Below are 25,560 nucleotides of genomic sequence, written 5' to 3'. Positions count from 1 at the left end.
CGAAGCCCGGTGAACCCGCCCTCTCACCGGCCCCGGCTACTCCAGCCACTCCGTCTCGAAGCGGTCCCCGGCGTGGATGTGCACCGCGTTGTACGGCTCCGGGCCCACGACCTCGAACTTGTGCGGGACCTCGGCCCGCGCCACGAGGATCTGGCCGCCGACGGCCTCGATCTGCTCGTCGCCGACCGTGAACAACGCGCGGCCCGACCGCAGCACGAACGTCTCGTCGTACGGGTGCCGGTGCAGCCGCGGCCCGAAACCGGGCGGCGCGTCCCGCTCGAAGATCATCGACACGGACGACCCGTGGAGGTAGCCCTCGAGATTCCCGCCCGGCAGCTGGTCCTGCTCGATCAGTTCGATGCTCATGCGGGGTGGACGACGCCGGAGCGGGGAACTCATCGCTCCCCCTCCGGCCGCCGGTCAGAGTCCCGGATCAGCTCGTCCGCGCGGGCGCGGCCGGCTCCGCGGCCGGAGACACGGGTGCCGCCGGCTCCGCGGCCGGAGCCGCGGGCGCGGTGCCGCCGCCCCTCACGGCGGCGGCTCCCGCGACGGCCAGAGCGAGGCCGACGACGACGCCGAGCTCGATCAGCTGGCCCGGCACGCCCGCCTTCGGGACCAGTTCGCCGGCGAGGTTCCACGCCGCGTGGAGCAGGATCGCCGCGGGAACCCCGCCGCGCAGTTGTTCCGAGACGAACAGGATGAGGTAGGTGACCGGGAGGATCTCCAGGAAGTAGATCAGCGCACCCGGGGTGAGCAGGCCCAGCTCGTGCTGCCCGGTCCCGGGAACCAGGAACAGCGGGACATGCCACGCTCCCCACATCGCGCCGAGCGCGAGCACCGTGACGAGTCGGCCGTGGCGCAGCCGGAGCCACGGCTGGACGTACCCCCGCCAGCCGAACTCCTCGGAGACGGGGCCCGCCAGGAGCGTGAACGCCAGCGCGCCCGCGAGCCCGCCGGCCGAGGCGATCGCCGCGCGGGAGTGCGCGTCGATCGCCGCCAGGTCGCCGCCGCTCGAGACGAGGCCCGCCAGGAACGGGGCGGCGGCACCCAGGACGACGGCGGCGACGGGCCAGCCGGGCGACCACCGGACCCGCGGGCCCGGATGCCGTTCGCGGTACCGGACCCACATCACGAACGCCGCCAGGGTGGGCCCGAAGGTCGCGACCGCGAAGGCCGCCCGTCCGGCGCCGGTGCCGATCTCCGCCCCGGAGGCGACGAGCCAGATCAAGGGCGCACAGGTCAGCACCAGGCAGACGACGCCGAACTCGGCGAGCCGCCGGCCGACGGAGCGCACGGGCCGTTTTCCAGGCGAGATGTCCATGCCCCGACCGTAGGCAGCCCGGACGACACGGTCTCTGGGGCCAGCCGCCGTACCGCTCCGGGGGTGCGCCCCCGGATCCGGCACGACACCGGTGCGGCAAAAGTACTCAGGCCCGGAGATCTATGATCTCCGGGCCTGATCTTGTAGCGGGGGCAGGATTTGAACCTGCGACCTCTGGGTTATGAGCCCAGCGAGCTACCGAGCTGCTCCACCCCGCGTCGGTGAAATGAACATTACGCGACCGGGACGGCGAACGCAACTCGATCCGGCCGTGGAGACGCAGGTCACACGTGATCGAACCGTTCCGACGTGCCAGGCTCCTGCTCATGCCCGCCGACGTGACCTCCCCCTCCACCCGCGCCGAGGCCGAGCAGGACCAGGCGGCGACGGCCGAGGCGGACGCCGTCGCCGAACGGCTCGCCCACCTCACGGACCGCCTGGCGGCTCTCGACTCGCTGGCGCCGGGCCCGGCCACGAACCATCTGTTCGGCGCCGTGGTCCGTACCGTGACGACGACGCCGCCCGCCGCCGCCCGCCGGGTCGTCGCCCACCCGGCGGTCCGCGCCCGCGCCGAGCGGCTGCGTTCCCTCGGCGCCCGCGGGGAGTCGGCGCTCGAGGCCCACTGGGCGGAGCGGATCGCCGGCGCGCCGGAGCCGCCGGCCGAGCTCGCCCGGTTCCCGTACCTCGGCAACTACCGCGAGCTGATCGGCCTGGAACTCGCCCTGCTGCGCCGGCACCTGACCGCCGGGGCGCCCGCGTCCGTCGTCGTCCTCGGGTGCGGGCCGCTGCCGCTGACCGCCACGGGTTACGCCGCGGGGCTCGGCGCCAGGACGGTCGCCGTGGACCGGGACGCGTCCGCGGTCGCCGCCGCGCGCGCGTTCCTCGCGACGCTCCCCGCGCCCGCGGATCCGGGCGCGCCCGGCCTCCCGGAGGTCGGCGGGCCCGCCGCCGGCGGCCGGCCGGAGGTCGCACCCGCGCCCGGCGGCGTCGTCGTCCACGACGACGCCGAACGCGTCCCCCTGCACGGCCACGACCTCGTGGTCCTCGCGGCGCTCGTCGGGACGACGACGGCGGCGAAGGCCGGCCTGATCCGTTCGCTCGCCGCGCGGATGCGACCGGGGGCGCTCCTGCTGGCGCGCAGCGCGCACGGGCTGCGCGCGCTGCTGTACCCGGAGATCGATCCGGGCACGATGGACGGCTTCGAGGTGCTGGACGTGGAACACCCGGGGGGCGACGTCATCAACTCGATGATCGTCGCCCGCCGGGTGTGAGCCGAGCCTGCCGGAGCGTTACTCCGCCGCGGCCTCCTCGGCCGCGACCGCGTCCTCGATCGCCTCCTGCAGCTTCTCCTGGGCCTCGCCGTAGGCCGCCCAGTCGCCGTCCTGCTGCGCCTGCTCGGCCTCCTGGATCGCCTCCGAGGCCCGGGTCAGGGCCTCGGCGACATCGCCCGTGGGCGCGTCGGAGGGCTCCGTCGGCTCCTCGGTGGGCTCGTCGGCCGGGTCACCCGTGGGTTCGTCGGTCGGCTCCGCCGTGGGCTCGTCGGTCGGGGCCGGTGCCCCCGCGGTATCGCCGCCGGCGTCACCCGCCTCGGCCCCCGAGTCGCCCTCGAAGACCTGGTCGAGCGCCTCGTCCAGGGTGTCCGCGTAGCCGATCTCGTCGCCGAACGCCACCATCACCTTGTGCAGCAGCGGGATGGTCGTGCCCGAGGCCGACTGGATGTACACCGGCTGGACGTACACCAGGCCGCCGCCCACCGGGAGGGTGAGCTGGTTGCCGAGCAGCACCGTCGAGCGGCCCTGTTCGAGGATGCGCAGCTGTTCACCGGCGTCCGGGTCCGAGTTGAAGTTGTTCTGGACCTGCCCGGGGCCCGGCACCGTGGTGTCCCGGGGCAGTTCCAGCAACCTGAGCGTGCCGTAGCCCTCGGCCTTCTCCCCCTCCGCCGACCCCGCGTCCGCGTCCGCGGCCAGGAAGCCGGTCAGCACCTCGCGCGGGGTGTTACCGCCCGGAATGAACGTCGAGGTCAGCGAGAAGGACGGTTCCTCCTGGCCCGGCATCTGCAGGGTCAGGTAGTACGGGGGCTGCAGCGGCTTGACGGTCGCCTCCGCGGCCGGGTCCTCCGGGTTGGTCCAGAAGTCGTTGCCGGAGAAGAAGTCGCTCGCGTCGGTGACGTGGTACTCGGTCAGCAGCGAGCGCTGCACCTTGAACAGGTCCTGCGGGTACCGCACGTGGCTCATGAGCTCACCGGAGATGTCCGACATCGGCTTGATCGAGCCGGGGAACACGTTCTGCCACGTCTTGAGCACCGGGTCCTCCGGCTCCCAGGCGTACAGGTCCACCGAGCCGTCGTAGGCGTCGACCGTGGCCTTGACCGAGTTACGGATGTAGTTCACCTCGGCCGGCAGGTTCACCGGTGCCGTGGCGTCCTGCTCCAGGGTGAGCGTGTCGGTGGTCGCCTCCTGCATCTGCGTGAAGGCCGAGTACGGGTACTGGTTCGTCGTCGTGTAGGCGTCGACGACCCACTTCACGCGCCCGTCGACCACGGCCGGGTACACCTGCTTGTCCAGGGTGAGCCATGGTGCGACCTTCGCGACGCGCTGCTGCGGGTCGCGGTCGTACAGGATCTGCGACTCCTCGGTCACGCGGTCCGAGAGCAGGAGCTGCTCCTCGCCGAACTTCAGCGCGTACAGCAGCTTGCTGCCGAACGAGCCGACCTCCGGGCCGCCCTCGCCCGTGAACGTGCTCTTGACCTGGTCGCCCTCGTCGGTGTCGTCCGCCGGGTAGTCGAGCTCCCAGGGATCCTTCTCGGGGTCCGGCTTGCCCACCACGGAGTACGTCGTCGTCGACGGCGAGAAGTAGATGCGCGGCTCGTACTGGCCCTCGAGGTCGGTGATCGCGCCCTCGGACGGGATGCCGCCCTCGAAGAACGCGGGCTGACCGTTCTGGCCGAGCTGGTTGCCGTACGCCGCCACGACGCCGTAGCCGTGCGTGTACACGGTGTGGTCGTTGACCCAGTTGCGCTGGTCGGAGCCCAGGCCGTCCTGGTTGAGCTCGCGCACCGCGATCACCGTGTCGCGGCTCTCGCCCTCGATCTCGTAGCGGTCCACGGCGAGCGAGTCGCTGAAGTTGTAGTACTGCTTGTTCTGCTGCAGCTGCCGGAACGACGGCGAGACGATCTCCGGGTCCAGCAGGCGGATCGACGCCGTCGTCTCGGCGTCGTCGCGCAGCGCGCCCTCCACCGCCTCGGTCGTGGCGTTGTAGGTCTGCGTCTCGACGTCGTCGATGTCGAAGGCCTTGAGCGTCGCGTCGATGTTGCGCTGGATGAAGGGCTGCTCCAGCTCCTGCGCGTTCGGGCTGACCTGGAAGCGCTGGACGACGGCCGGGTAGATCCCGCCGATCACGACCGCGGAGACCACCATGAGGGCGACGCCGATCGCCGGCAGCTGCCAGTTGCCGCGCACGGCGGCCAGGACGAACAGGATCGCGACCAGCAGGGCCACGACCGCCAGGATGCCCTTGGCCGGGATCACCGCGTGCACGTCGGAGTAGGTCGCGCCGTCGAACCTGTCGCCGGCCGCGCTGAGGATCGAGTACCTGTCGAGCCAGTAGTTGGCGGCGAACAGCAGCATCAGGACCGCGCCGAGCGACGCGAGATGGATGCGCGCCGCGCTCGTGGTGCGGGGCAGGTTGCCCTGCGCCGGGCCGACCCGCAGGCCGCCGTACAGGTAATGGGTCACGATCGCGGCGATGCCGGAGATGATGACCACCGCCATGAGGAAGCCGGTGAGGCTCCGCAGCGCGGGCAGCAGGAAGACGTAGAACGAGATGTCCATGTGGAACTCGGGGTCCCGCTCGCCGAACGACTCGGCGTTCAGCGCCATCAGGACGTCCTGCCACTGGGCCGACGCCGCGACCCCCGCGAAGAACCCGACCAGCACCGGCGCCGCGAACGTCACGACCCGGCGCAGCGGCTCGATCGCCTCGCGGTACTGCTCGAGCGTCACCTGCTCGGCGCTCGGCACGTACATCGGCCGGGAGCGGTACGCGACGGCGAACGAGGCGAAGACCGCCCCGCCCATCACCACGAAGCCCAGCACGAACAGGAGCCCGCGGGTGAGCCAGTTGGTCCAGATGACGCGGGAGTAGCCGAGCTGGTCGAACCAGAGGATCTCGGTCCAGAACTGGGCCATCAACAGGAGTGCGACCACCACGACGGCGACCACCACGATCGCCACCCCGAGGGGACTGCGTCGGCGAGCAGGGGGAGGGCCCGCTGGGCGGGGTCGCGGTACGGCGAAGGACACGGCGTTGTTACCTCAACTCTCGTCGAACTCACGTCGGCTGACTGTGCTACCCAGGGGCAACGGGCGGGACGGACACAAGGTTCCCACAATGATCGCCGGTGCGACGGCCTCAGGACGCCTGCTGCGAGCAGGTGGGAAGCTCGTCCCCCGTGCCGGCACCGATCGCCGTCATCGCTTCCCGCGCGTCGTGCAAGGTCGCGACGCTGACCACCCGCAGCCCGGCCGGGACGTTCCCCGCCACCTCGGGGCAGTTCCCCTCGGGCGCGAGGAACCAGGTGGCGCCGTCGCGCAGCGCGCCGTGCATCTTCTGCTCGATGCCGCCGATCGGCCCGACGACGCCCTCGGGGCTCATCGTCCCGGTGCCGGCGATCCGCGCGCCGTTCGCCTCGTCCTCGCGGGTCAGCTTGTCGATGACGCCCAGCGCGAACATCGTGCCGGCGCTCGGCCCGCCGATGTCCTCGATCTGGATCTTCACCTCGACCGGGAAGTCGTACTCGGGGTCGATGTACACGCCCATCACGGCGCGGTCCTCGCCCTCGGCCCTGCCGGTCGTGACGGTCAGGTCCTTCGGCTCGCCGTCGCGTTCGACGCCGAGGACGACGTCGTCCCCCGGCGTCGTCGCCGCGAGGCGCTCGATGAGCGCCGCGTACGTCGGCACGCGCTCGCCCTCGAAGGAGACGACGACGTCGCCCTCGCGGACCACGCCGTCGGCCCCGGTCCCGGGCTCGGCGCCGGCGACCTTCAGGACGGCCGGCACCTCCCGCCCGAGCTCGGTGAGCGCGGCGGCGGTCGCGGACTCCTGGGAGGTGAGCATCTCCGCCTGGCTCAGCTGCTTCTGCTCCTTGGCGCTGGTCTCCTCGGGGAAGACCGACTCGACGGGGACCACGGAACGCGTCGGGTCCGCCCACGCCTGCACGGCCTGGCCCGCCGTGACGGGGTAGCCCGGCCCGCCGGAGACCGAGACCGTCGTCAGGCGGAGCTGTCCCGAGGACTCGTACGTGCGAGCGTCCTCGATCTCGATCAGCGGCCTGCCGTCCTGCTCGCCCAGCGTGTCCTGCGTGGGCCCGGGCGCGCGCACCGCGTACGGCACGGGAAGCACGAGGGCCACCGCCGCCAGCGCGGCGGTCACCAGCAGCGAGACGCCCAGCGTGACGGTGCGGCGCGTGACGGGCGGTGCGGGCGGGTGTCCGGCGGACGCCGCGGTCAGGTCCGCGCCCTCGCCGGGTAGCTCGCCGGCCGCGGGCGGTGATCCCGCCCGCGCCCCGGGCCCCGCTCCGGACTGCGCTGCGTTCTCCAGGTCGCTCGACGTCACCGGCTCATCATCCCTCATCCCGCTCGATGATCCCTGTGTGCCGCGTCCGGCGCCCGCGTTGTGCGCCCAGAGCGAAGTCGGGAACCCGCCACGAGGTCCCCGCGGTTCTTCATCCGTGGATACGGTGGCCACGGACCGTCCCCAGCGGTCAGGGACCCCGCACGGCAGGTCCCGCCCGAACGAACGAGGAGCAGCATGACCGAGAATCGCGACCCGGGTGATCAGCCCTGGGAGGAGATGCTGCGTTCCGTGCTCGGCGACGGCGCCGACGAGGTGCTCGCCGAGATGCGGGCGCGCGGCTTCGACCCGTCCACGATGTCCGGCAACCCGGATCCGATAATGATGCAGTACGCCCTGGCCCAGGTGCAGCGGATGCTGTCGGCGCCGGGCGCGGGCCCGGTCAACTCCGACGTCGCGCACGACGTCGCGCGTCAGGTCGCCGTCGCCGAGGGGGACCCGTCCCTGACCGGCGGGCAGGCCAGGACCGTCACCGACGCGTTGTCGGTCGCGGAGCTGTGGCTCGACGCCGTCACCGACCTGCCGCCGTCGGTCGGCACGTCGCGGGCCTGGTCCCGGTCCGAGTGGGTCGAGGCGACCCTGCCCGCCTGGAACAAGCTGGCCGCGCCGGTGGCGACGTCGGTCGCCGACGCGCTCGCCACCGTGCTCGCGGACCAGCTCCCCGAGGGCGTGGACGACGGCGTCGCGATGCCCGGGATGCCGGCCGGCGCCCTGGCCGGCCTGGGCATGGATCCCGCGACGATGATGCGCCGGCTCGGCTCCGCCGTGTTCGGCATGCAGGTGGGCCAGGCCGCCGGAACCCTCTCCCGTGAGGTGTTCGGCGCCACCGACATCGGCCTCCCGCTGCTCGACGAGCCGCACACCGTCCTCCTGCCGACGAACATCGACGGGTTCGCCGAGGGCCTGGACGCCCCGCCCGGCGAGGTGCGCCACTTCCTCGCCCTGCGCGAGGCCGCCCACACCCGCCTCTTCACCCACGTCACGTGGCTGCGCGGCCACCTGCTGGGCATCGTCGAGCAGTACGCGCGCGGCATCACCATCGATCTCGACGTCCTGGAGTCCCAGGTGCGTGACATCGACATGTCCGACCCGGACGCCCTGCGCGGCGCCCTGTCCGGCGGCGTCTTCGGCCTGCAGAACACCGACGAGCAGAAGGCCGTCCTGCTGCGCCTGGAGACCACCCTCGCCCTGGTCGAGGGCTGGGTCGACGAGGTCGCCGCCGCGGCGGCGCTCCCCCACCTGCCCCACTCGGTCCCGCTGCGCGAGATGATCCGGCGGCGCCGCGCCGCCGGCGGCCCCGCCGAGCAGACGTTCGCCACGCTCGTCGGGCTGGAGCTCCGGCCGCGCCGCTCGCGCGACGCCGCCCGCCTCTTCACGGTCCTGATGGACGACGGCGGCCCGGCCGCCCGCGACAGCGTCTGGGACCACCCGGACCTGCTCCCGGTGGCCGCGGACCTGGACGATCCGGCCGGCTACCCGGCGCGCCGGGCGGCGTCAGCCGACGAGCACGCGGACGTGGACGCGGCGCTGAAGGAGATCTTCGGCGAGGAGGGCTGAGCAGGGGCCGGCCCCGTCTCAGTCCTCCTCGTCCGAGGTCGGTGTCCCGGCGTCGTCCTGGACGAAGGACGCGCCCTCCAGGAAACCGCGGGCGCGTTCCGTCCTGGGGTAGGCCTCCAGGATCTTCCAGAAGCTCGGGCCGTGGCCCGCGTGCAGCAGGTGGGCCAGCTCGTGCAGCAGCACGTAGTCGAGCACCCAGCCGGGCATGCCCTGGACCCGCGTCGAGATCCGGATCGAACCGTCCAGCAGCGTGCACGAACCCCAGCGCCGGCCCTGGTTCGAGGCCCAGCGGACGCTGGACGGCTTCGCGCGGCCGCCGAGGTAGCGCTCGGAGAGCGCCTCGGCCCGGCTCATCAGCTCGTCGTCGGACGGCTTGCGGCGGCGCTCCTTGTCGTCGAGGCGGGCGAGCATCTTCGCCACCCATTCCCGCTCCTGGGCCCGCGAGAAGCGCGCGGGAATAGCGACGATGGTTCTGTCACCGTCGCGATACGCGCTGACCGTAGCGGTACGACGGCGGCTCCGGCGCACCTCCACGGACGTCGGAGCGTCGTGGGCCACAGCATGACCGTAGCGGTTATCGGCGGGAAGCAGTCAAGAACACGCCCTGTCCAAGAAAAACTGTGGACAAACATTTCCGCCCTCGGCGAGCCTGCTTGTGGATAAAGAGCAACCTCCCTCCGGTGGTGGCACCGTGGACCCGGCCCGTCACGAGGCCGTCCCGACCTGAGCACGAGCCCGGAGGAGCCACATGGAGGCCGCCACGATGCGTCTGCGCCCCGGGACCCCGGTGCTGATGCGGTCGGACGGATCCGTGCAGTGCGGGACCGACCCCCGCTGGTCGGTCGTCCTGGACGGCCTGACCCCGGTCGAGGGCTCGTGGCTGCGGGATCTCACCGAGCGCCGCCACGTCTCGCCCGGGCAGTCGGCCGCCCGCCGCGGGGTGACACCGCACCGCCGCGATCTCATCCTCGGGGTGCTCGCCCGGGCCGGGATGCTGGTGGCGCCGTCGGCCGAGCACGGCGCCGGGCCCGGTGCGGCGACCGCCGACGCCCGCGCCCTCGGCGTGCTGCGGCCCGACGGCGCCGGGCTCGCGACGCTCGCGGGCCGCGCCGCGGCCACGGTGGCGATCACCGGGCTGGGCCGCATCGGGTCGGTGATCGCGCTGCTCCTCGCCGCGGCCGGCGTCGGGCGCCTGGCCCTGGTGGATCCCCGGCCGGTGCAGACCGCCGACACCGGGCTCGGCGCGCTCACGGAACAGGACGTGGGGCAGGCCCGGGACGAGGCACTCGCCCGCGTCGTCGCCGGGCGGTCCCCGGCCGTCGAGGTGCTGACCGACGGCGACCCCGAGCCGGACCTGGCCGTGGTGGTCGAGTCCCGGGCCACGCTGCCCGCCCGGTTCGCGCGGCTGATGAGCGCGGGCATCCCGCACCTGCCGATCGTGGTGCGGGAGGCGGACGTCGTCGTCGGGCCGCTCGTCCGGCCCGGCCACAGCACCTGCGTGGGGTGCCTCGACGCGGTGCGCGCCGATCAGGACGGCGACTGGCACCTGATCGGCGCGCAGCTGCGGCGCGGCCCCGAGCAACCGCAGGAGGCGGCGCTCAGCGCCCTGGCAGCGGCGACGGCCGCCGGCCAGGTGCTCGCCCAGCTGGACGGGCACCGGCCGACGGCCGTCGGCTCCTGCCTCGAGATCTCGCTACCGGAATGCCTGCCCCGGGTCCGGCGCGTCGATCCGCATCCGCGGTGCGGTTGCATCACCCTCACGCCCTGACGCCGGTCAGGCGGCCACGACCGCCTGCGGGGCGGTCGCGGCCTGCGCCGACTTCCGGGGCCGGCCACGGCCCCGCTTCTGCGCCACGACGGCGCCGTCGACGAAGACCTGGCCGCCCCAGACGCCCCAGGGCTCGTTCCGCTCGAGGGCACCGGCCAGGCAGCCGTCGATCAGGGGGCACTCACGGCAGAGTGCCTTCGCCTGCTCGACCTGGGTGGCGTGCTCGGCGAACCAGAGCTCGGGGTCGTTGGTACGGCACGGCAGCAGCGAGTCCATGATCCGGTCGAACTCGCGGGTGTCGGCGGGACCGCTCGTGACGGGGTGTGTCGAGAGGTTGCCGGTCGAAGGGGTCCAGGGGCCGGATCCGCCCTGGGGAAGGGTGTCAAGGAGCGCAGTGAGGCGCACGGTTGTCTCCTGAGATCCTGTTGCATGAACGTCGTCGGTGAACGTTGGTGATGCAGGATCCAGTGCCGTCCTTCTCCCGTCCGTCCGGCCGGGTCGGGCCGGGACGTTGCGGGAGAAAAAAATCAGGCCGCGGATCCTGGGTGGACTCCGCGGCCTGGGTGCTCCGGCTGGTCTAAGCCGGATGCGCTCCTGGAGCGGAGTCTGGGGTGGGGTTGTGCTTCGGGAAGCCGACGCCGTTGCCGCGCAGTCGCGGCGTGTGGGCGGAGATTTCCGCGCGCGCAGAGACGGGCCGGTTCGCGTAAGACGGCACAGCCGTGCCGCACAGCGAATCCGTCCAGGTCTGGATCTGCTTCATGATCTCCATCGGGCTTCCCACCTCCTCACGCGCTCGGGGCCCCGCCTTCTCGGCGGCACCCTTTCTTCAAGGACACGTGCAGACTATGACGCCGGTCAGGCATCGTCCAACTTTTTTTCCGAAGTTTTTTGCTGACAGTTCTCCCGGATCCGTCAGGCAGGTTCCTGACCTCGTGGAAGCGCTGTCCACGGCCCTGGTCAAGGGCCCGGAGCGCTCCGCACGATCGCCAGCACCGTCGGGCCGAAGCGGTCGATCTTCGCCGGGCCGATGCCGTTGACCCGGGCGAGCTCGGCCGTGGACGACGGCCGCCGCTCCGCGATCTCGGCGAGGCTCGCGTCGGTGAGGATCGTGTAGGCAGGCTTGCTCGTCTCCTGGGCCACCTCGGCCCGCCAGGTGCGCAGGGCGTCGAAGAGCGCGGGATCGTGCCGGCCGGTCAGCTGGGTGCGAGCCGAGTCCCGGGCCCGGGTACGGCGGGCGCGGCCCGGTTCGGCGTCGGGCCACAGCCCGTCGAGGAAGCGCGTGCGCTTACGGGTCGCGCGGCCACCGGGGTTGCGGCTGCGGGCGAACGAGATCTCGAGGTGGACCCGCGCCCGGGTGATCCCGACGTAGAGCAGGCGGCGTTCCTCGTGGACCGCCTCCTCCGTCTCGGCCAGGGAGATCGGCATCAGGCCCTCGCTCGCGCCGGCGAGGAACACGGCGTCCCACTCCAGGCCCTTCGCGGCGTGCAGCGAGGCCAGCGTCACGCCGTCGACCGTCGGCGCGTGCTGCGCCTTGGCCCGCTCCTCGAGCTCGGCCACCAGGGTGGCGATCGTCGCGGGCGAGTCCGGGCCCGCCGCGGCGGCGAGATCGTCCGCCAGCGCCACGAGGGCCTGCATCGAGTCCCACCGCTCGCGGGCGGCGCCCCGGGCCGCGGGGGGTTCCTCGGCCCAGCCGGCGGCGGCGAGGACGTCGCGGATCTGCCCGGGCATGGCCCGGTCCGGATCGGCGGAACGGGCGGCGCCGCGGATCAGCACGATGGCGTCGCGCACCTCCTTGCGCTGGAAGAAGCGCTCGCCGCCGCGCACGAGGTAACCGACGCCGGCATCGGCGAGCGCGGCCTCGAACACCTGGGACTGCGCGTTGGTGCGGTACAGGACGGCGATCTCGCGCGCCGGGACGCCGCGGTCGATGAGCCGGGCGGCGCGGGCGGCGATGCCGGCGGCCTCCGCCTCGTCGTCGTCGTACGCGGTGTACGCGACCGGCGGGCCCGGCTTGCGCTGGGCGACCAGTTCCAGCGCCTGCGCCGCGCCGCGCCCGGCGCGGCGCAGCAGATCGTTGGCGAGGCCCACGACCTGGGGGGTGGACCGGTAGTCGCGGACCAGCCGGATCTCGGCGGCGTCGCGGAAGCGGCGGCGGAAGTCGAGCAGGTAGCGCGGGGTGGCGCCGGTGAACGAGTAGATGGTCTGGGAGGGGTCGCCGACGACGCAGAGCTCCTCGCGGCCGCCGAGCCACTGGTCGAGCAGGAACTGCTGCAGGGGTGAGACGTCCTGGTACTCGTCCACGACGAAGTGGCGGTACTGGCCGCGCACCTCGTCGGCGATCGGCTTGTGGCTGTTCAGCATGTCGCCGAGCATGAGCAGGACGTCCTCGAAGTCGATCGCGTCGCGCTCGGTCTTGACGTCCTCGTACATGGTGATGAGACGGGCCATGGTCTGGTGGTCGTGGCCCGACGGCGCGGCGCGGCCGCGGGCCGGGGCGAGGCGCTCGTAGTCGTCGGCGGTCATGAGGCTGACCTTGGCCCACTCGATCTCCGAGGAGAGGTCGCGGACGGCGACCCGGTCGACGGACAGGCCCAGCCGGCGTGCGGACTCGGCGACGAACTGCGCCTTGTGCTCGACCAGCCGGGGCGGGGCTCCCCCCACGACCCGGGGCCAGAAGTAGGCCAGCTGCCGCAGCGCGGCGGCGTGGAAGGTGCGGGCCTGCACACCCTCGACGCCGAGCTCGCGCAGGCGGGTGCGCATCTCGCCCGCGGCCCGGGCGGTGAAGGTGACGGCCAGGACGCCGTTCGGCTTGTACACGCCCGTGCGCACGCCGTAGGCGATGCGGTGCGTGATGGCACGCGTCTTCCCGGTGCCGGCACCGGCGAGCACGCAGACGGGTCCGCGCAGGGCCAGCGCGACCTCGCGCTGCTCGGGGTCGAGCGCGTCGAGGATCGCATCGGGATGAACCGGGCCCCTTGCGTGGTTCAGGGTGTGCGCGGGCGTCGCCATGCCCGCGATTCTTCCAGGAGACTCTGACACGAACCGGCCGGGGCACCCGCGACCGCCGTCGTGCACGATGAAGGGACAGCGAGATGACCGAGGCCACGACTCCTGTTGCGACGCCCATCCCCGCCGAGGGAACCGTCCTGATGTACTCGACCACCTGGTGCGGCTACTGCCGGCGGCTGCGCACGCAGCTCGACTCGGAGGGCATCGCGTACGAGGTGATCGACATCGAGGAGCGGCCCGAGACGGCCGCCTACGTCGAGCAGGTCAACGGCGGCAACCGCACCGTGCCCACCGTGGTCTACCCCGACGGCAGCGCGGCGACGAACCCGTCGCTGGCGGACGTGAAGGCCGCGCTGGCGAACTGAGGCGGTGGCAGGGAGCAGGTGTCGTCGGTCCTCTGTCGAGCGGTCGGCAGGATGTCTGTACGGTCGGCTTCCCGGGGAACCGACTGCTCGACTTCGGACCGACCTCGATCCGCAATCTCCCGACCGCATGCTCAGGTCGCTTGGGCCATTTCATCGCCCGGCGTCGGCGGTGCCGAGGAGCTCAGCCAGGACTCGATGAGCGCGCGGGCGATCGAGGCGTGGCCGGGGAGGCTCAGGGTGCCGTCGGCGCAGGCCGCCCGGAGTTCCTCGCGGGTGAACCAGCGGGCCTCGGCCAGTTCCTCGGTGTCCGGGGTCAGCCGGGTCGTCTCGGCGCGGGCGTGGAAGCCGAGCATGAGCGAGCAGGGCATCGGCCAGGACTGACTGCCCCGGTACTCCACCTGCCCGACGACGACGCCCGTCTCCTCCGCGGCCTCCCGCACCACGGCCTGCTCGGCGCTCTCGCCCGGCTCCACGAAGCCGGCCAGCACCGACATGCGGCCCGCGGGCCAGGTGGGGGCGCGGCCGAGGAGCAGGCGGCCGGCGTCGTCGACGATCGACATGATGACCGCGGGGTCGGTACGCGGGTAGTGCTCGATGTCCTCGCCCGGGCAGCGGCGCACCCACCCGGCCTGCGCCGGTTCGGTGGGCTTCCCGCAGCGCGGGCAGTGCGTGGTGACCGCGTGCCAGTTCGCGAGCGCGACGGCCTCGACGGCGAGCCCCGTGGTCAGCGGATCGCCGGAGTCGGCGAGGTCCCGCAGCGCGATCCAGCCGAGACCGCCGGGGAGCCCTGCGCCGTCGTCGTCGGACGCCTCCGGCAGCACCCGCGCGACGTACGACACGCCGTCGGCTTCCCCGAGAAAGAGGTACTCGGCGCCGTCCGCCTCCGCTACCCCGCCGGCGGCGCCGCTCGCATCGGCTCCCCTGCCGGCACCACCGTCCGCCTCCGCTCGCCCGGCGGCGACGACCGCCTCCGCGCGTGCGCCGTCTGCGCCGACCGCGTCGGCGGCCTCGCGTACCGACAGGAGCGCGGGCCGGTGCCCGGCGGCGACCACCCGCCCCGCACCCACCAGGAGCACCTTGGTCGTGTCCTGCGCGAGCAGGCCCTCGACCAGTCCGGTCTCGCTCCGACGGTGGGCAGCACGATCGTGCGCGACCTGCGCAAGGGGAAGCTCCAGCATGTCCTGAACGTATCCCGCGAGCGTCCCGCGTCACCACACGCCCATGGCCGCGTCAGGCGAGGCATCGAGGACCGCCGCATTCCCGGACTTCCCGGAACCTGACCGGCGAAGGGCCGGTGTGGCTGGTCCGGCGACGACCTCCGGGGATCTATCCTCGGGGCGTGGCACGTACTCCCCTCGCTCTCGCCGCCCTGTCGACGGCGGCCGTCCCGGGGCTGGAAGCGGCGTCGGTCCGGACCGACAGCATGCCCGGTGACTACGACACTGCCGTCGTGACCAGCCAGGACGATCAGGAGTGGGTGGTGCGTGCGCCGCGCAGCACCGTCGCCGGGGCCGCCCTGGAGGCGGAGATCGAGCTGCTGGAATCGCTCAAGCTGTACGTGGACACGGGGGTGCTGCCGTTCGTCGTGCCGCAGATCGCCGGGTTCGCGCTGCTGCCCGAGGGCGGGCGGGCCGTGGTGCACCGGCGGATCGTCGGGGAATGGCTCGACGTCGAGGCGCTCGCGCCCGGGCCGGGGCTCGCCGCGGATCTCGGGCGGGCGATCGCGGCGATCCACGAGCTGCCGGCCTCCGTGGTCGAGGGGTGCGGGCTGCCGGGCTACACCGCCGCCGAGTACCGCGACCGGCGGATGTCCGAGGTCGACGAGGCGGCGAAGACCGGGCGCATCCCGTCCACGCTGCTGCACCGCTGGGAGGCCGCGCTCGAGGACGTTTCGCTGTGGAAGTTCCAGCCCGTCGTCGTGCACGGTGACCTGGCCGCCGACCAGATGCTGGTGGACCGGGGGCGCGTGGTGGCGATCTCGGGGTGGTCCGAGGCGAAGGTCGCGGATCCGGCCGACGACCTGGCCTGGCTGCTCGTGGCTGCGCCGGTGGAAGCCGCGGACTCGATCATGGAGGCCTACCTGCTGCGCCGCACCGAGCTGAGCGACCCGCGCCTGCAGGACCGCGCGCTGCTGGTGGGCGAGCTGGCGCTGGCGCGCTGGCTGCTGCACGGCGTGCGGCACAAGCTGCCGGAGGTCGTCGAGGACGCGACGGCGATGCTGGCCGACCTGGACGAGGCGACGCGCGAGGAAGGCTGACGCTCCGCTCGCTGAGGGGCGCTTTCATCCTTATCGGATGACGGCCTGGCTGTTAGGTTGTGCGCTGCTGTGCCGGGGAGCCTGGTCGGCGTCCGATCCGTCAAAGCCTGGAGTTCCCGATGTCTCTCGCGCCTGCCCGGCGTCCTGTCGTGGACGCGCGCCTGACGAAGGCAGCGGTCGTCGTCGCCGCTGTCTACGCGGTGATGATGGCGGTCCGCCCGCTCGCGTCGGCGCTCGGCACGACGAGCGGGCCGATCACTTTCGGAGCCACTGGCGCCGCAGGATTCCGGTTCGGCTTCTTCGCGAGCTCGGTGTACGAGGCAGTCGTCATGATCGTCGGCTGCGTCCTGTGGATCAGGATCATCCTGTCGATCGCCGCCGAGCAGCGAGCCTGGGCGGCTGAGGCCTGACAAGCACTCAGGAAGGGCTGGCGATGGATTGAGCAAAATCAAGCATCAAGCCCTTGCAACTAATATAACCTCAAATATACAATACTTGGCGTGACGGGTTTGTCATTTTGTAAATTTGCAGGTCAACGCACTGGTCGATGTGCGGAGCGCGCGATCTGCCGAGGTCACTCGCCGCGGATGAGGGATTCCAGTTCCCGTTCAGTCAGGAGGCGCTCCGGGCGGACCGTGGCGGATGAGCCCAGGTAGCAGAAGGCCGCGCTGACCTTGTCCAGGGGGAGGCCCGTCCAGCGGGACCAGGCCAGGCGGTAGACGGCGAGCTGGACCTCGCGGGCCGCGCGGGCCACCGGGTCGTGGGGTTCGCGGCCGGTCTTCCAGTCGACGACGACGACGCTGCCGGGCTCGCCGTCCGGGTCCGGGAAGACGGCGTCCATGCGGCAGCGGAGCATGACGCCCGCGACGGGGGTCTCGACGTCGGCCTCGATGGCGATCGGGATGCGCGAGGCCCACTCCGAGGCCAGGAACGTCTCGCGGAGCTTGGTCAGATCCGTGTCGGCGGGCACGTCGTCGCCCTCCGCGCCCGGCAGGTCGTCGACGTCGAGGAGGGACGCCGAACGGTAGAACTGCTCGACCCAGGCGTGCAGCTGCGTGCCCCGGCGGGCGTGGATCGTGGGTTCCGTGGGGATCGGCCGGCGCAGCTGGAGGGTGAACGCGTCACGGTCGGCGGCCAGCCGCACCAGCCCGGAGGCCGACACATGGGCCGGGAACTCCACGACGCCCTCGTCGCGGGCCGCGCGTTCGGCGAGCAGCATCGTGGTGAGCTCGACCAGATCGTGCCCGGCGGCGTCGAACAGCACGCCCGTGGGCGCGGCGAGGACGTCGCCGGGCGACGGTTCCCGGCCGGCGGCCAGCTCCGCGCTCACCAGCTCCGCGCGCACCAGCGCCGCCGTCGCACGCAGCACCGTGCGGGCGACGACGACGGGCGCGCGCGGCTCGGGCTCCGCGCGATCCGCCGGCTCGGCGCCCGCTGCCCCGGCGGGCCAGATCCCTGCTTCCGTGACGAGGCCGCGCGGGTTCTCGGCGTCGGGGGCGGGCGGGGCGGCCCAGCCCTCGGTCGAGATCAGGCCCGCCTGGGTCAGTTCCTCCAGGAAGACCGACAGTTCCCGGACCCGGGTCGCGGTGCCCCACCAGGAGCCCGTCAGCAGGAGGTCGCGGCGGGCCCTCGTGAACGCGACGTAGGCGAGGCGGCGTTCCTCGGCCAGGCGGTGGGTGCCGCAGTCCTCCTTGAACTCCTCGCGCAGCGCCACGAGGTCTTTCGTGTCCGACGCCGCCTCCCAGCGGAACGCCGGGAGATCCTCGGCGTCGCCGCGCAGGTGGTACGGGAGCTCGCCCAGGCCGCTCAGCCAGCCGCTGGACTTCTCGCCGGAGCGCGCGCCGCGGTCGAACGCCGGGAAGACGCCGCCGACCAGGCCGGGCACCGCCACGACGTCCCACTCCAGCCCCTTGGCGGCGTGCGCGGTGATGATCTGGACGGCATCCGGGTCCGGTTCCCGGACGGGCATGTCGAGCCCGTTCTCCCGGGTGCCGGCGACACCGAGCCAGGCGAGGAACGCGCCGAGCGTGGCGACGTCGGCCGACTGCGCGAACGACGCCGCCACGTCGCGGAACGCGTCGAGGTGCTCCCGGCCGCGATCGCTCACCGCGCCCAGGGCACCCGCGGCGGTGAGCGTGGCCGCCGTGACCGCCTCGACGTCCAGGCCGAGCGCGCGTTCCGCCTGGACCACCAGCTCCGGGAGCGAGAGGTAGGTGAGCCCGCGCATGCCGCGCAGCACCTCCGCGAGGGCCGTCAGCCGGGTGTGCCCCTCAGGGGTGAGGACGCGGCCGTCGCGAGCCGCGTGCCCGGGTTCGGGCAGGTCGTCGAGCGCGTCGATGATCGACCGGTGGTCGACGACGTCGCCCTCGACCACCGTCACGTCCTCGTCCGCACCGGTCGCGTTCTCCGACGCGGGCTCGCCGGCTCGGCCGGCCAGGGCGCCGGCCGGCGTCCCCTGCCCCGGCCGCGGACCGTCGGACCGCGAGCCCGAGCTCCGGGCCGTCCCCGCATCCGTGCCGGCCGCCGTCGCGGGCCCGTCGGCGGGCGCCGCCCGGCGCGGGTCGTCCTCGCGGGCGATGTCGGCGGCCCAGGAGCCCAGGGCGAGCAGGTCCGCCGCTCCGAGGTGGACGCGCGGTCCCGTCAGGAGGCGCAGGAGCGAGTCCCCGCGCGACGGGTCGTGCGCGGCTTCCAGGAGCGCGACGACGTCGACCACCTCGGGCGTGGTGAGCAGGCCGCCGAGGCCCACGACCTCGACCGGGAGCCCGTGCGACCGGAGCGCGACCTCGACCGCCGTGAACTGCGAGCGCGCGCGGCACAGCACGGCCGCCGTGACGCGGCCGTCCGGGTGGGAGCCGGGGCGCCAGCGCCCGGCGACCCATTCGGCGACGGCCGCGGCCTCCTCCTCCATGGTCGCCGCGACGTGCGCGGAGACCTGTCCGGTGCCGGCGCCCGGACGAAGGTCGAGGGGCGGGACGTGGACCCGCGCGCCCGCGCGCGGCGTCGTCGTGCCTCCTCCGGCGACCGGGCCGTCTCCGCCCGCGGCGCCGCCGCCCGATCCCGGCTCCCGCAGCGGTGCCGACACGATGTTGGCGGCCGTGAGGACCGCGGCGTCGTTGCGCCAGGAGGTGGACAGGTAGTGGACCCCGGCGGCGACGCCGTCGTCCCGGCGGAAGCGCTCGGGGAAGCGCGCGAGGCCGGAGGCCGACGCGCCGCGCCAGCCGTAGATGGACTGGTGCGGGTCGCCGACGGCGATCACCGGGTGCCCGTCGCCGAACAGCCCGCTGAGCAGTTCCACCTGCGCGTACGAGGTGTCCTGGTACTCGTCGAGCAGGACGACGGCGAACCGGGACCGCTCCGCCGTGCCGACCGCCGGGACGGACCGGGCGAGTTCCGCGGCGAACGCGACCTGGTCGCCGAAGTCCAGGGTCTCGGCGACGCGCTTGCGCCGGCGGTACTCCACCACGAGGTCGATCAGCCGGGCGCGTTCGGCGACCGACGCGATGAGCTGGTCCACGTCCTTGGTGCGCTTGCGCTGCCTGTCCCCCAGGGGGATCCCGTCCAGGTGCTCGGCCATGGCGAGCAGGCGCGAGCGGGCGTCGGCGGGGTCGATCAGGTGCTCGCCCAGCGCACCGGACAGCGCGACGACCGCGGCGACGACCGTGCTCACGGCCTTGTCCGTGTCGAGGTCGCCCGCCCAGGACTCCACCACCTGCGACGCGAGCTGCCACTGCTCCGCCTCGCCGAGCAGGCGGGCGCTCGGCTCGACCCCGAGCCGCAGGCCGTGATCGGCGACCAGGGAGGCGGCGTACGCGTTGTAGGTCGCGATGGTGGGCCGGTCGATGGCGAGGTCCGCGGCTCCCGGCAGGGCCTCGCCCGACTCCTCGCCGAGCGCCCGCGCCAGCTGCGCGAGCCGGGTCTGGACGCGCTGGGAGAGTTCCCCGGCGGCCTTGCGGGTGAACGTCAGGCCGAGCACCTGCTCCGGTGACACGAGCCGGTTGGCGATGAGCCACACCACGCGCGCCGCCATCGTCTCGGTCTTGCCGGAACCGGCGCCCGCGACCACCAGCGCGGGTTCCAGCGGCGCCTCGATCACGGCCTCCTGCTCGTGCGTGGGCTCGGGCCGGCCGAGCAGCCGCGCGATGGCGCGCGCCGACAGCCGGGGGCGCCCGGCCTCGGAGAGCGCGCGGTCCTGGGTGCGGCGCAGATCCGAGGCCGCGTCACGGGAGGTGAGGAAATCCTCGTTGATGACGAGGTCGTCACCGAACAGGGCGTCCTGACTCATTCGACCACCTTCCGGCCCTCGGGCTGCAGCGGGCAGGAGCGGCGCACCGCGCACATGTCGCACAGCTTGTTGCGCTGCGCGGCGAAGCTCGCGGAGGCCATGGTGTCCGCGGCGTTCTCGACGACCTCGTGCGCCCAGGACCGGCCGTCCGGCCCGGGCTCCAGCGAGGGCTGCTCACGCACGGTCGCGCCGACGGTCGGCGTCCCCACGTAGACGAGGCTCGCGCCCTTGCTGACCGTGCCCTCCGGGAGGTCCAGCGCGCCCTCGTCCACGGCCAGCTGGTAGGCCCCGAGCTGGGGGTTCTCGGTCGCCTCGGCCTTGGACTGCGCCGACTTGCCCGTCTTGAGGTCTGCGACCCGCACGCCGCCCTCGCCCGCGTCCTCGACCCGGTCGACCTGGCCGCGCAGGCGCGCCCGGCCCACGCGCACGTCGAAGTCCGCCTCGACGAGCAGGGGCTCGCCCGAGCCCGCGAGGTAGGCGGCCAGCCGCTCCACCATCTGCTCGGCCCGCCCGCGCAGCTGCCGGGAGGGCCAGCCCTCGGGCAGGGCGAGTTCCGGCCAGCGCCGGTCGAGCTCGGCCTTGAGCTCGTGCAGCGCGCCGGCCGGATGCTCCTGCGCGATGGAGTGCAGCAGGGTGCCCAGGCTCTGGTGGGTGGCGTCCGGCGCGGTGCCGCCCGCCGCCTCGAACACCCAGCGCAGCGCGCACGTCGAGACCGTCTCCACCTTCGACGGCGACACCGTCACCGACTGCCCCGGCCCCCACAGCGGCGCCTCGCTCGAGGCCCCGGCCACGCCGTACCACGTGGTGGGATCCGCCTCGGCGATCCCGGCCCCGGCCAGCTCGGCCAGCAGCCGCGCGGCAGCCCGCGCGGGCTCGGCGACGTCCGCCCCGTCGACGGGACCCGCGGCCGGCATCGCCGCGGCCGCGGCCGTGATCGCGCGCACGAGTTCCGCGCGGGCAGCGGCGACCACTCCGCGCAGGTCCAGCGGCGGGCCGACCTCCGTGCGCCGGGGATCCGGGCCCTCGCCGTCGTCGTTCCTCGGGGCGACGAGGTCGCAGAACACGCTCGGCGCGTCCTCGGCGTCCTCGACGGCGGTGACCAGCAACCGGCGCCGGGCACGGGAGGTCGCGACCGCGAACGCGCGGAGCTCGTCGGCCAGCACCTGGCGGCGCGCCTCGGCGCCGTGCACGCGGGCGTCGTCGGTCCGGCCCGCGGACAGTTCGACGAGGGCCTGCGAACCGAGCAGCGAGTCGCGCAGGCGCAGATCGGGCCAGACGCCGTCCTGCACGCCCGCGACGACGACGACGTCCCACTCGCGCCCCGCGGCCCCGGCAGGGGTGAGCGCCTCGACGGCCCCCGCCCCCGTGCCCGCCGCCGCCAGCGAGTCCGCGGGCAGGTCCTGTGACTCGAGGTAGTCGACGAACGCCGGAACGGGCGCCCCGGGCATCCGGTCCACGAAGGTCTCCGCGGCGCGGAAGAGCGCGAGCACCGCGTCCAGGTCGCGGTCGGCGCGCAGCGCGCCCGGGCCGCCGCCCAGCGCGTACCTGCGCCAGCGTTCGGCCAGTCCCGTCGCGTCCCACACCGCCCAGAGCACCGTCTGCGCGGTGGCCCCCGGCTCGGCCGCCGCGACCCGGCCCGCCGCGAGCACTCGCGCGACCTGGACCGGCGCCCGCCGCACCGCATCGGGCAGCAGCTCGGCCCGCGCCGGATCCCCGAGGACCTCGACGAGCAGGGTGTCCGAGCTGCGCCCGCCGCCGGCCGCCAGCTCCTCCGAGCGCAGGGCGCGGCGCAGGCGCCGCAGCGCCACGGCGTCGAGCCCGCCCACCGGCGAGGTGAGCAGCAGGGCCGCGGTGACCGGATCGAGCGACCCGGCCCCGGGCCCGTCGATCTCGGCCGCGAGGAGGGCCTCCAGGCTTCCCCTCGGCGCCCCCGCGGCCACCCGGACGGCGGCGAGCAGCGGGGCCACGGCGGGCTCGTCCCGCAGCGGCAGGTCCGACCCCAGGAACGCCACCGGCACCGACGCCGACGCGAGTTCCCGCCGCAGCGCCGCCAGCCGCGTACCGCTGCGCGCGATCACGGCCATGCGCTCCCACGGCGTCCCGTACAGCAGGTGCTCGGCGCGCAGCTCCCGCGCGATCCACGCCGCCTCCTGCGCCGCCCCGGGCAGCACGGCGACCTCGGCACCGGACGGGCCGACGGGCAGCAGCGATCCAGCGGCCGCCCGCCCGGCCCCGGCCTCCGGCGCGCCGTCCTGCCGCGCGCCGTCCTGCCGCGCGCCGTCCTGCGGCACACCGGCTTCCGGGCCGGCGCCGCCTGTCCCACCAGCGCCGCCTGCCCCACTGGCACCGCCTGCCCCGCCGGCGCCCGGCAGATCCTCCGGCCTCGCCGCGGCCCGGCGGTGCAGCGCGCTCGCGAGCACGGGGATGCGCCCGGTCACCGCTCGCGTCACCGCACGCAGCTCCGCGCCCTGCCGCCAGGCCGTGCCCAGCACGACCAGCGCGGCGTCGAACGCTCCCACGACCCCGGAGCCGGAACTCCCCGCGGCTCGCCCCACCAGCCCCGGGGCGGCACCGCGGAATCCCTGCACCGCGCTGTCCGGGTCGCCCAGCAGGACGAGCCGGGCGCCGTCGTCGCGCAGCACGTGCAGGAGCCGGGCGGTCGCGGCGGTGGCCTCCTGGTAGTCGTCCACCACGACGAGGTCCCACCGGGGCCGCGGCAGATCCGGCAGGTCCGCCTCCCAGGACCGCAGGGCCTGGGCCGCCTCGTCCACGACGACCGCCGGGTCGAAGCGCGCCCCCGTGTCGGGCGTCCCCGACCGCAGGGTCATGACGTCCAGGTACTCCTCGTAGAGCTTGGCGGCCATCACCCACTCCGGCCGCTCGTGGGCACGGCCCAGCCGGTGCAGCTCGACGGGCCCCAGCCCGCGCTCCGCCGCACGCATCAGCAGGTCGCGCAGCTCCTGACGCAGGCCGCGCAGTCCGAGGGACTCGGGCGGCAGGCCCGGCGGCAGCTCCAGCGCCGCCCCCTGGTCCGCGGCATGGCCGGCGAGCAGCTCCGCGAGCACCAGGTCCTGCTCGGGCCCCGAGACAAGGGTCGGCGGCGGTCCGTCGAGCGCCAGCTCCCGGGTGCGCAGCACGGCGAACGCCGCCGACGCCACGGTCCGCACCATCGGCGCCCCGACCGTCCGGCCGGCCCGCGCGGCGACGTCGTCCCGCATCCGTGCCGCCGACCGCCGCGACGCGGCGAGCACCAGCACCCGTTCCGGCTGCAGGCCCCCGGCCAGCGCCTCGACCGCCACCTGCGCGGCCACCGTCGTCTTCCCCGTCCCCGGCGCGCCCGCCACGAGCGTGACCGGCCGGGCCGCCGCGACCGCGACCGCCTCGGCCTGCGCCGCGTCGAGCGCGGGCGCACCGGTGCCGCCCGCCTGTCGCGCGGGCGGCACCAACCGGAGTCTCGGGAGAGCCGTCGTCACGCGGAGCATCACATCACGAGCCACTGACATTCGCCCGGACCTGCGCGGTCACCGCAGTACGCGCGGCGTGCCCGCCCAGGACGCCGGACCGGCCCCGGCCTGCCGCCGTGCGGGACGTCCGGACCGTCACAGAAAACCCGCGCCGCGCGAGCGCCGTCGCCCTCAGGAGGCGCGCGTCACGCCGGCCGCGAAGCGCGCCGCCACCGGCCGGATCAGCCCGCGATCAGCGCCGCTCCGCGCGCCCGGCGTCCGGGGCCGGCCACGGTTCCGGGATGCAGCCCCGCGTCGACTTGGTCTGCTGGACCATCACCGTGGCCTTCTCGCCCTTGCCCGCGCAGAGGTCGTGGCCGTGCCCGATGACATGACCGACCTCGTGGCTGACCAGGTACTTCCGGTACTCCGTGATGTCGTCCCAGGCGTGCGACCCGAACGCCCAGCGCCTGAAGTTCAGCACGGCCATCCCGATGACGCCGCAGGACAGCGATCCGCCGGTGTCGAGCGGCGCGCACAGCTCGTCGGTGGTGTCCGGCCCGGCCAGCACCACGCTGAAGTCGTGGTCCGCGCCGTCGGTCCGCGCGAAGGTCACCCCGTCCACGGACGACCACCCGCGCCGGTCGTTCAGCGTCTTCATCACGGCGTCCGCGAACACGTCCCGGTCCACGGGAAGCCCTCGTTCGACCCGCACCCGCACCCGCAGGACCTCGCCGTCCCCCGGCGCGCGCACCCGCCCCTGAGCCGTACCGAGCCTTCCGGACAAGTTCTCGGGCACCTCGATGTCGTCCCCGAGCAGCCCCGACCCCGGCTCGGGAACGGGCTCGCGCACGAGCCGCGGGGCGACCTGGCGCACCAGCAGCCCCGGCGCCGGCGCCGGGCTCACGCCGGCCGCGCCGAGCGCCGCGTGCACGGTGTCCGACGACGCCGTGCCCGAGGACGCGGCGCCGGCCCGATGCGTGCCCGACGACGCGGCGTCCGCGGTCTCGACGCCGAGGATCCCCTGGACCGCCGCGTAGGACTCCCGCGGGCTCTGCCAGGCGGTCACGGCCGTACCGGCGGTCAGCCCGACGACCAGTACGGCGGCAAGCGCCAGTACGGTCCGGCCGGGTCGGCGAGCCTTGGTCACGCCCTCATCGTAGGTCACGACCCGGTCACGTTCCTCCTTCGGTGTGAGCCGCGGGCGGTCCGATACCGTTCATCGGCCCTGGGCGAAAACGCACGGCCCGCCTCCCGGGCCGCGGTTAGGATCGCGACGAGCCGGATTACCCGGCGACCGGCCGCCCCTGAGGGGCGCACGCGAAGGAGAGAACGTGGAAGTCACCATCGGTGTGCAGCACCTGCCGCGCGAGGTCGTCGTCGAGACCGAGGAGGGGGCGGACGCCGTCGTGGCCGCGGTGAAGAAGGCCCTGCCGGACGGTGTGCTGGAGTTCACCGACACGCGCGGGCGCCGCGTCATGATCCCCGCCCAGCACGTGGGCTACGTGGAGATCGGCTCCGAGGAGCAGCGCCGGGTGGGCTTCGGCTCCCTCTGACCCCTTCGGGCCAGGGACCGATCCGTTAATCCGAATTAACGGCCGCGGCCGGACGGACGCCGTACCCGGGCGTCCGCCCGGCCGCGGCCGGGCCAGGAGCCTTGGCCTGACACGCCGGCCCGGCCCCGCGACACGGCGGCGAGCCGCCGGAAAACGCAGACGAAACCTCGACCGCGTACCATGAGCCCGTAATCGGTTGCCCGGTCGTCCTGTTCACGACTTCCGACTCGCCTCCGGCCCTCGCGGCCGCCCGCGGGACGCGCAGCCCGCGGTGCCACGACAGGCACCCGGCGCGCGACGAAATTCACGATCGGCTGCCGCACGAACGGCGCGGGCCGACGGCCCACAGGGGGCACCTCCGCGCCGACGAG

19 protein-coding genes and 1 tRNA gene are annotated in these 25,560 nt (G+C 74.0%); 7 read left to right on the top strand and 13 right to left on the bottom strand.

Annotation, left to right across the window (positions count from 1 at the left end; genetic code table 11):
- Positions 1-36: 36 nt before the first annotated feature.
- From ABD208_RS02815 to ABD208_RS02805, 3 genes are all read right to left on the bottom strand, one after another.
- Entirely contained in the window at positions 37-366 is a 330-nt protein-coding gene (locus ABD208_RS02815) for a cupin domain-containing protein (protein WP_344099278.1), read from the bottom strand.
- Between the two features lie 67 nt (positions 367-433).
- Entirely contained in the window at positions 434-1,321 is an 888-nt protein-coding gene (locus tag ABD208_RS02810) for a CPBP family intramembrane glutamic endopeptidase (protein ID WP_344099275.1), read from the bottom strand.
- Between the two features lie 144 nt (positions 1,322-1,465).
- Positions 1,466-1,539, bottom strand: a tRNA-Met gene (locus tag ABD208_RS02805).
- A gap of 108 nt (positions 1,540-1,647) precedes the next feature.
- Here ABD208_RS02805 and ABD208_RS02800 point away from each other — a divergent pair.
- Positions 1,648-2,592 carry a nicotianamine synthase family protein gene (locus ABD208_RS02800; RefSeq protein ID WP_344099273.1) on the top strand — a complete coding sequence of 315 codons (945 nt, stop codon included), beginning with the start codon at positions 1,648-1,650 and terminating at the stop codon, positions 2,590-2,592.
- 18 nt (positions 2,593-2,610) lie between these two features.
- On the opposite strand, the gene ABD208_RS02795 is transcribed toward ABD208_RS02800, so the two are convergent.
- On the bottom strand, positions 2,611-5,622 hold the full coding sequence (locus ABD208_RS02795) for a UPF0182 family membrane protein (RefSeq protein WP_344099271.1): 3,012 nt from the start codon (positions 5,620-5,622) through the stop codon (positions 2,611-2,613).
- Between the two features lie 109 nt (positions 5,623-5,731).
- The gene (locus tag ABD208_RS02790) at positions 5,732-6,952 is read right to left on the bottom strand and encodes a YlbL family protein (protein WP_344099269.1); all 1,221 of its coding nucleotides are present in this window, start codon (positions 6,950-6,952) and stop codon (positions 5,732-5,734) included.
- Positions 6,953-7,129: 177 nt separating this feature from the next.
- Between ABD208_RS02790 and ABD208_RS02785 the strand changes: the two genes are divergently transcribed.
- Positions 7,130-8,509: a zinc-dependent metalloprotease gene (locus ABD208_RS02785; RefSeq protein ID WP_344099267.1), complete on the top strand. Its 1,380-nt coding sequence runs from the start codon at positions 7,130-7,132 to the stop codon at positions 8,507-8,509.
- An 18-nt stretch (positions 8,510-8,527) separates the two neighbouring features.
- On the opposite strand, the gene ABD208_RS02780 is transcribed toward ABD208_RS02785, so the two are convergent.
- A complete protein-coding gene (locus ABD208_RS02780; RefSeq protein ID WP_344099265.1) occupies positions 8,528-9,067 on the bottom strand; it encodes a YgjP-like metallopeptidase domain-containing protein in 540 nt (179 codons plus the stop codon).
- Between the two features lie 190 nt (positions 9,068-9,257).
- Here ABD208_RS02780 and ABD208_RS02775 point away from each other — a divergent pair, with 190 nt between their 5' ends.
- On the top strand, positions 9,258-10,277 hold the full coding sequence (locus ABD208_RS02775) for a ThiF family adenylyltransferase (protein ID WP_344099263.1): 1,020 nt from the start codon (positions 9,258-9,260) through the stop codon (positions 10,275-10,277).
- 6 nt (positions 10,278-10,283) lie between these two features.
- Here ABD208_RS02775 and ABD208_RS02770 read toward each other — a convergent pair whose 3' ends face one another.
- The 3 genes from ABD208_RS02770 to ABD208_RS02760 all read right to left on the bottom strand — a co-directional run bounded on the left by ABD208_RS02770 (position 10,284) and on the right by ABD208_RS02760 (position 13,286).
- On the bottom strand, positions 10,284-10,682 hold the full coding sequence (locus ABD208_RS02770; protein ID WP_344099261.1) for a WhiB family transcriptional regulator: 399 nt from the start codon (positions 10,680-10,682) through the stop codon (positions 10,284-10,286).
- Positions 10,683-10,854: 172 nt separating this feature from the next.
- Positions 10,855-11,046: a hypothetical protein gene (locus tag ABD208_RS02765; RefSeq protein WP_344099259.1), complete on the bottom strand. Its 192-nt coding sequence runs from the start codon at positions 11,044-11,046 to the stop codon at positions 10,855-10,857.
- A 188-nt stretch (positions 11,047-11,234) separates the two neighbouring features.
- Complete coding sequence (locus ABD208_RS02760) at positions 11,235-13,286, bottom strand: ATP-dependent helicase (protein WP_344099257.1); 2,052 nt, start codon at positions 13,284-13,286, stop codon at positions 11,235-11,237.
- An 83-nt stretch (positions 13,287-13,369) separates the two neighbouring features.
- Between ABD208_RS02760 and ABD208_RS02755 the strand changes: the two genes are divergently transcribed.
- Positions 13,370-13,651: a mycoredoxin gene (locus ABD208_RS02755; RefSeq protein WP_344099255.1), complete on the top strand. Its 282-nt coding sequence runs from the start codon at positions 13,370-13,372 to the stop codon at positions 13,649-13,651.
- A 131-nt stretch (positions 13,652-13,782) separates the two neighbouring features.
- Here ABD208_RS02755 and nudC read toward each other — a convergent pair whose 3' ends face one another.
- Positions 13,783-14,829 carry an NAD(+) diphosphatase gene (gene nudC, locus ABD208_RS02750; RefSeq protein WP_344099253.1) on the bottom strand — a complete coding sequence of 349 codons (1,047 nt, stop codon included), beginning with the start codon at positions 14,827-14,829 and terminating at the stop codon, positions 13,783-13,785.
- Positions 14,830-14,990: 161 nt separating this feature from the next.
- Here nudC and ABD208_RS02745 point away from each other — a divergent pair, with 161 nt between their 5' ends.
- Together ABD208_RS02745 and ABD208_RS02740 are read left to right on the top strand one after the other, a co-directional pair.
- Positions 14,991-15,908, top strand: a complete 918-nt coding sequence (locus ABD208_RS02745) for a phosphotransferase (protein WP_344099251.1) — start codon at positions 14,991-14,993, stop codon at positions 15,906-15,908.
- A 149-nt stretch (positions 15,909-16,057) separates the two neighbouring features.
- On the top strand, positions 16,058-16,318 hold the full coding sequence (locus tag ABD208_RS02740) for a hypothetical protein (RefSeq protein ID WP_344099249.1): 261 nt from the start codon (positions 16,058-16,060) through the stop codon (positions 16,316-16,318).
- 164 nt (positions 16,319-16,482) lie between these two features.
- Here ABD208_RS02740 and ABD208_RS02735 read toward each other — a convergent pair whose 3' ends face one another.
- From ABD208_RS02735 to ABD208_RS02725, 3 genes are all read right to left on the bottom strand, one after another.
- Positions 16,483-20,190 (bottom strand): ATP-dependent helicase, encoded by a 3,708-nt coding sequence (locus ABD208_RS02735; RefSeq protein ID WP_344099246.1) that lies wholly within the window; start codon positions 20,188-20,190, stop codon positions 16,483-16,485.
- Positions 20,187-23,672 (bottom strand): ATP-dependent helicase, encoded by a 3,486-nt coding sequence (locus ABD208_RS02730; RefSeq protein ID WP_344100008.1) that lies wholly within the window; start codon positions 23,670-23,672, stop codon positions 20,187-20,189. Before ABD208_RS02730 ends, ABD208_RS02735 begins: the two co-directional genes overlap by 4 nt.
- A gap of 214 nt (positions 23,673-23,886) precedes the next feature.
- Positions 23,887-24,783 carry a DUF3152 domain-containing protein gene (locus tag ABD208_RS02725; protein WP_344099244.1) on the bottom strand — a complete coding sequence of 299 codons (897 nt, stop codon included), beginning with the start codon at positions 24,781-24,783 and terminating at the stop codon, positions 23,887-23,889.
- 184 nt (positions 24,784-24,967) lie between these two features.
- Here ABD208_RS02725 and ABD208_RS02720 point away from each other — a divergent pair, with 184 nt between their 5' ends.
- A complete protein-coding gene (locus ABD208_RS02720) occupies positions 24,968-25,189 on the top strand; it encodes a DUF3107 domain-containing protein (RefSeq protein ID WP_344099242.1) in 222 nt (73 codons plus the stop codon).
- Positions 25,190-25,560 lie beyond the last annotated feature (371 nt).

This window comes from Myceligenerans crystallogenes, from assembly GCF_039529775.1.
GTDB classification, from domain to species: domain Bacteria; phylum Actinomycetota; class Actinomycetes; order Actinomycetales; family Cellulomonadaceae; genus Myceligenerans; species Myceligenerans crystallogenes.
Note: the sequence above shows the minus strand (reverse complement) of the source record. Positions and strands in the feature narration are given on the sequence as shown.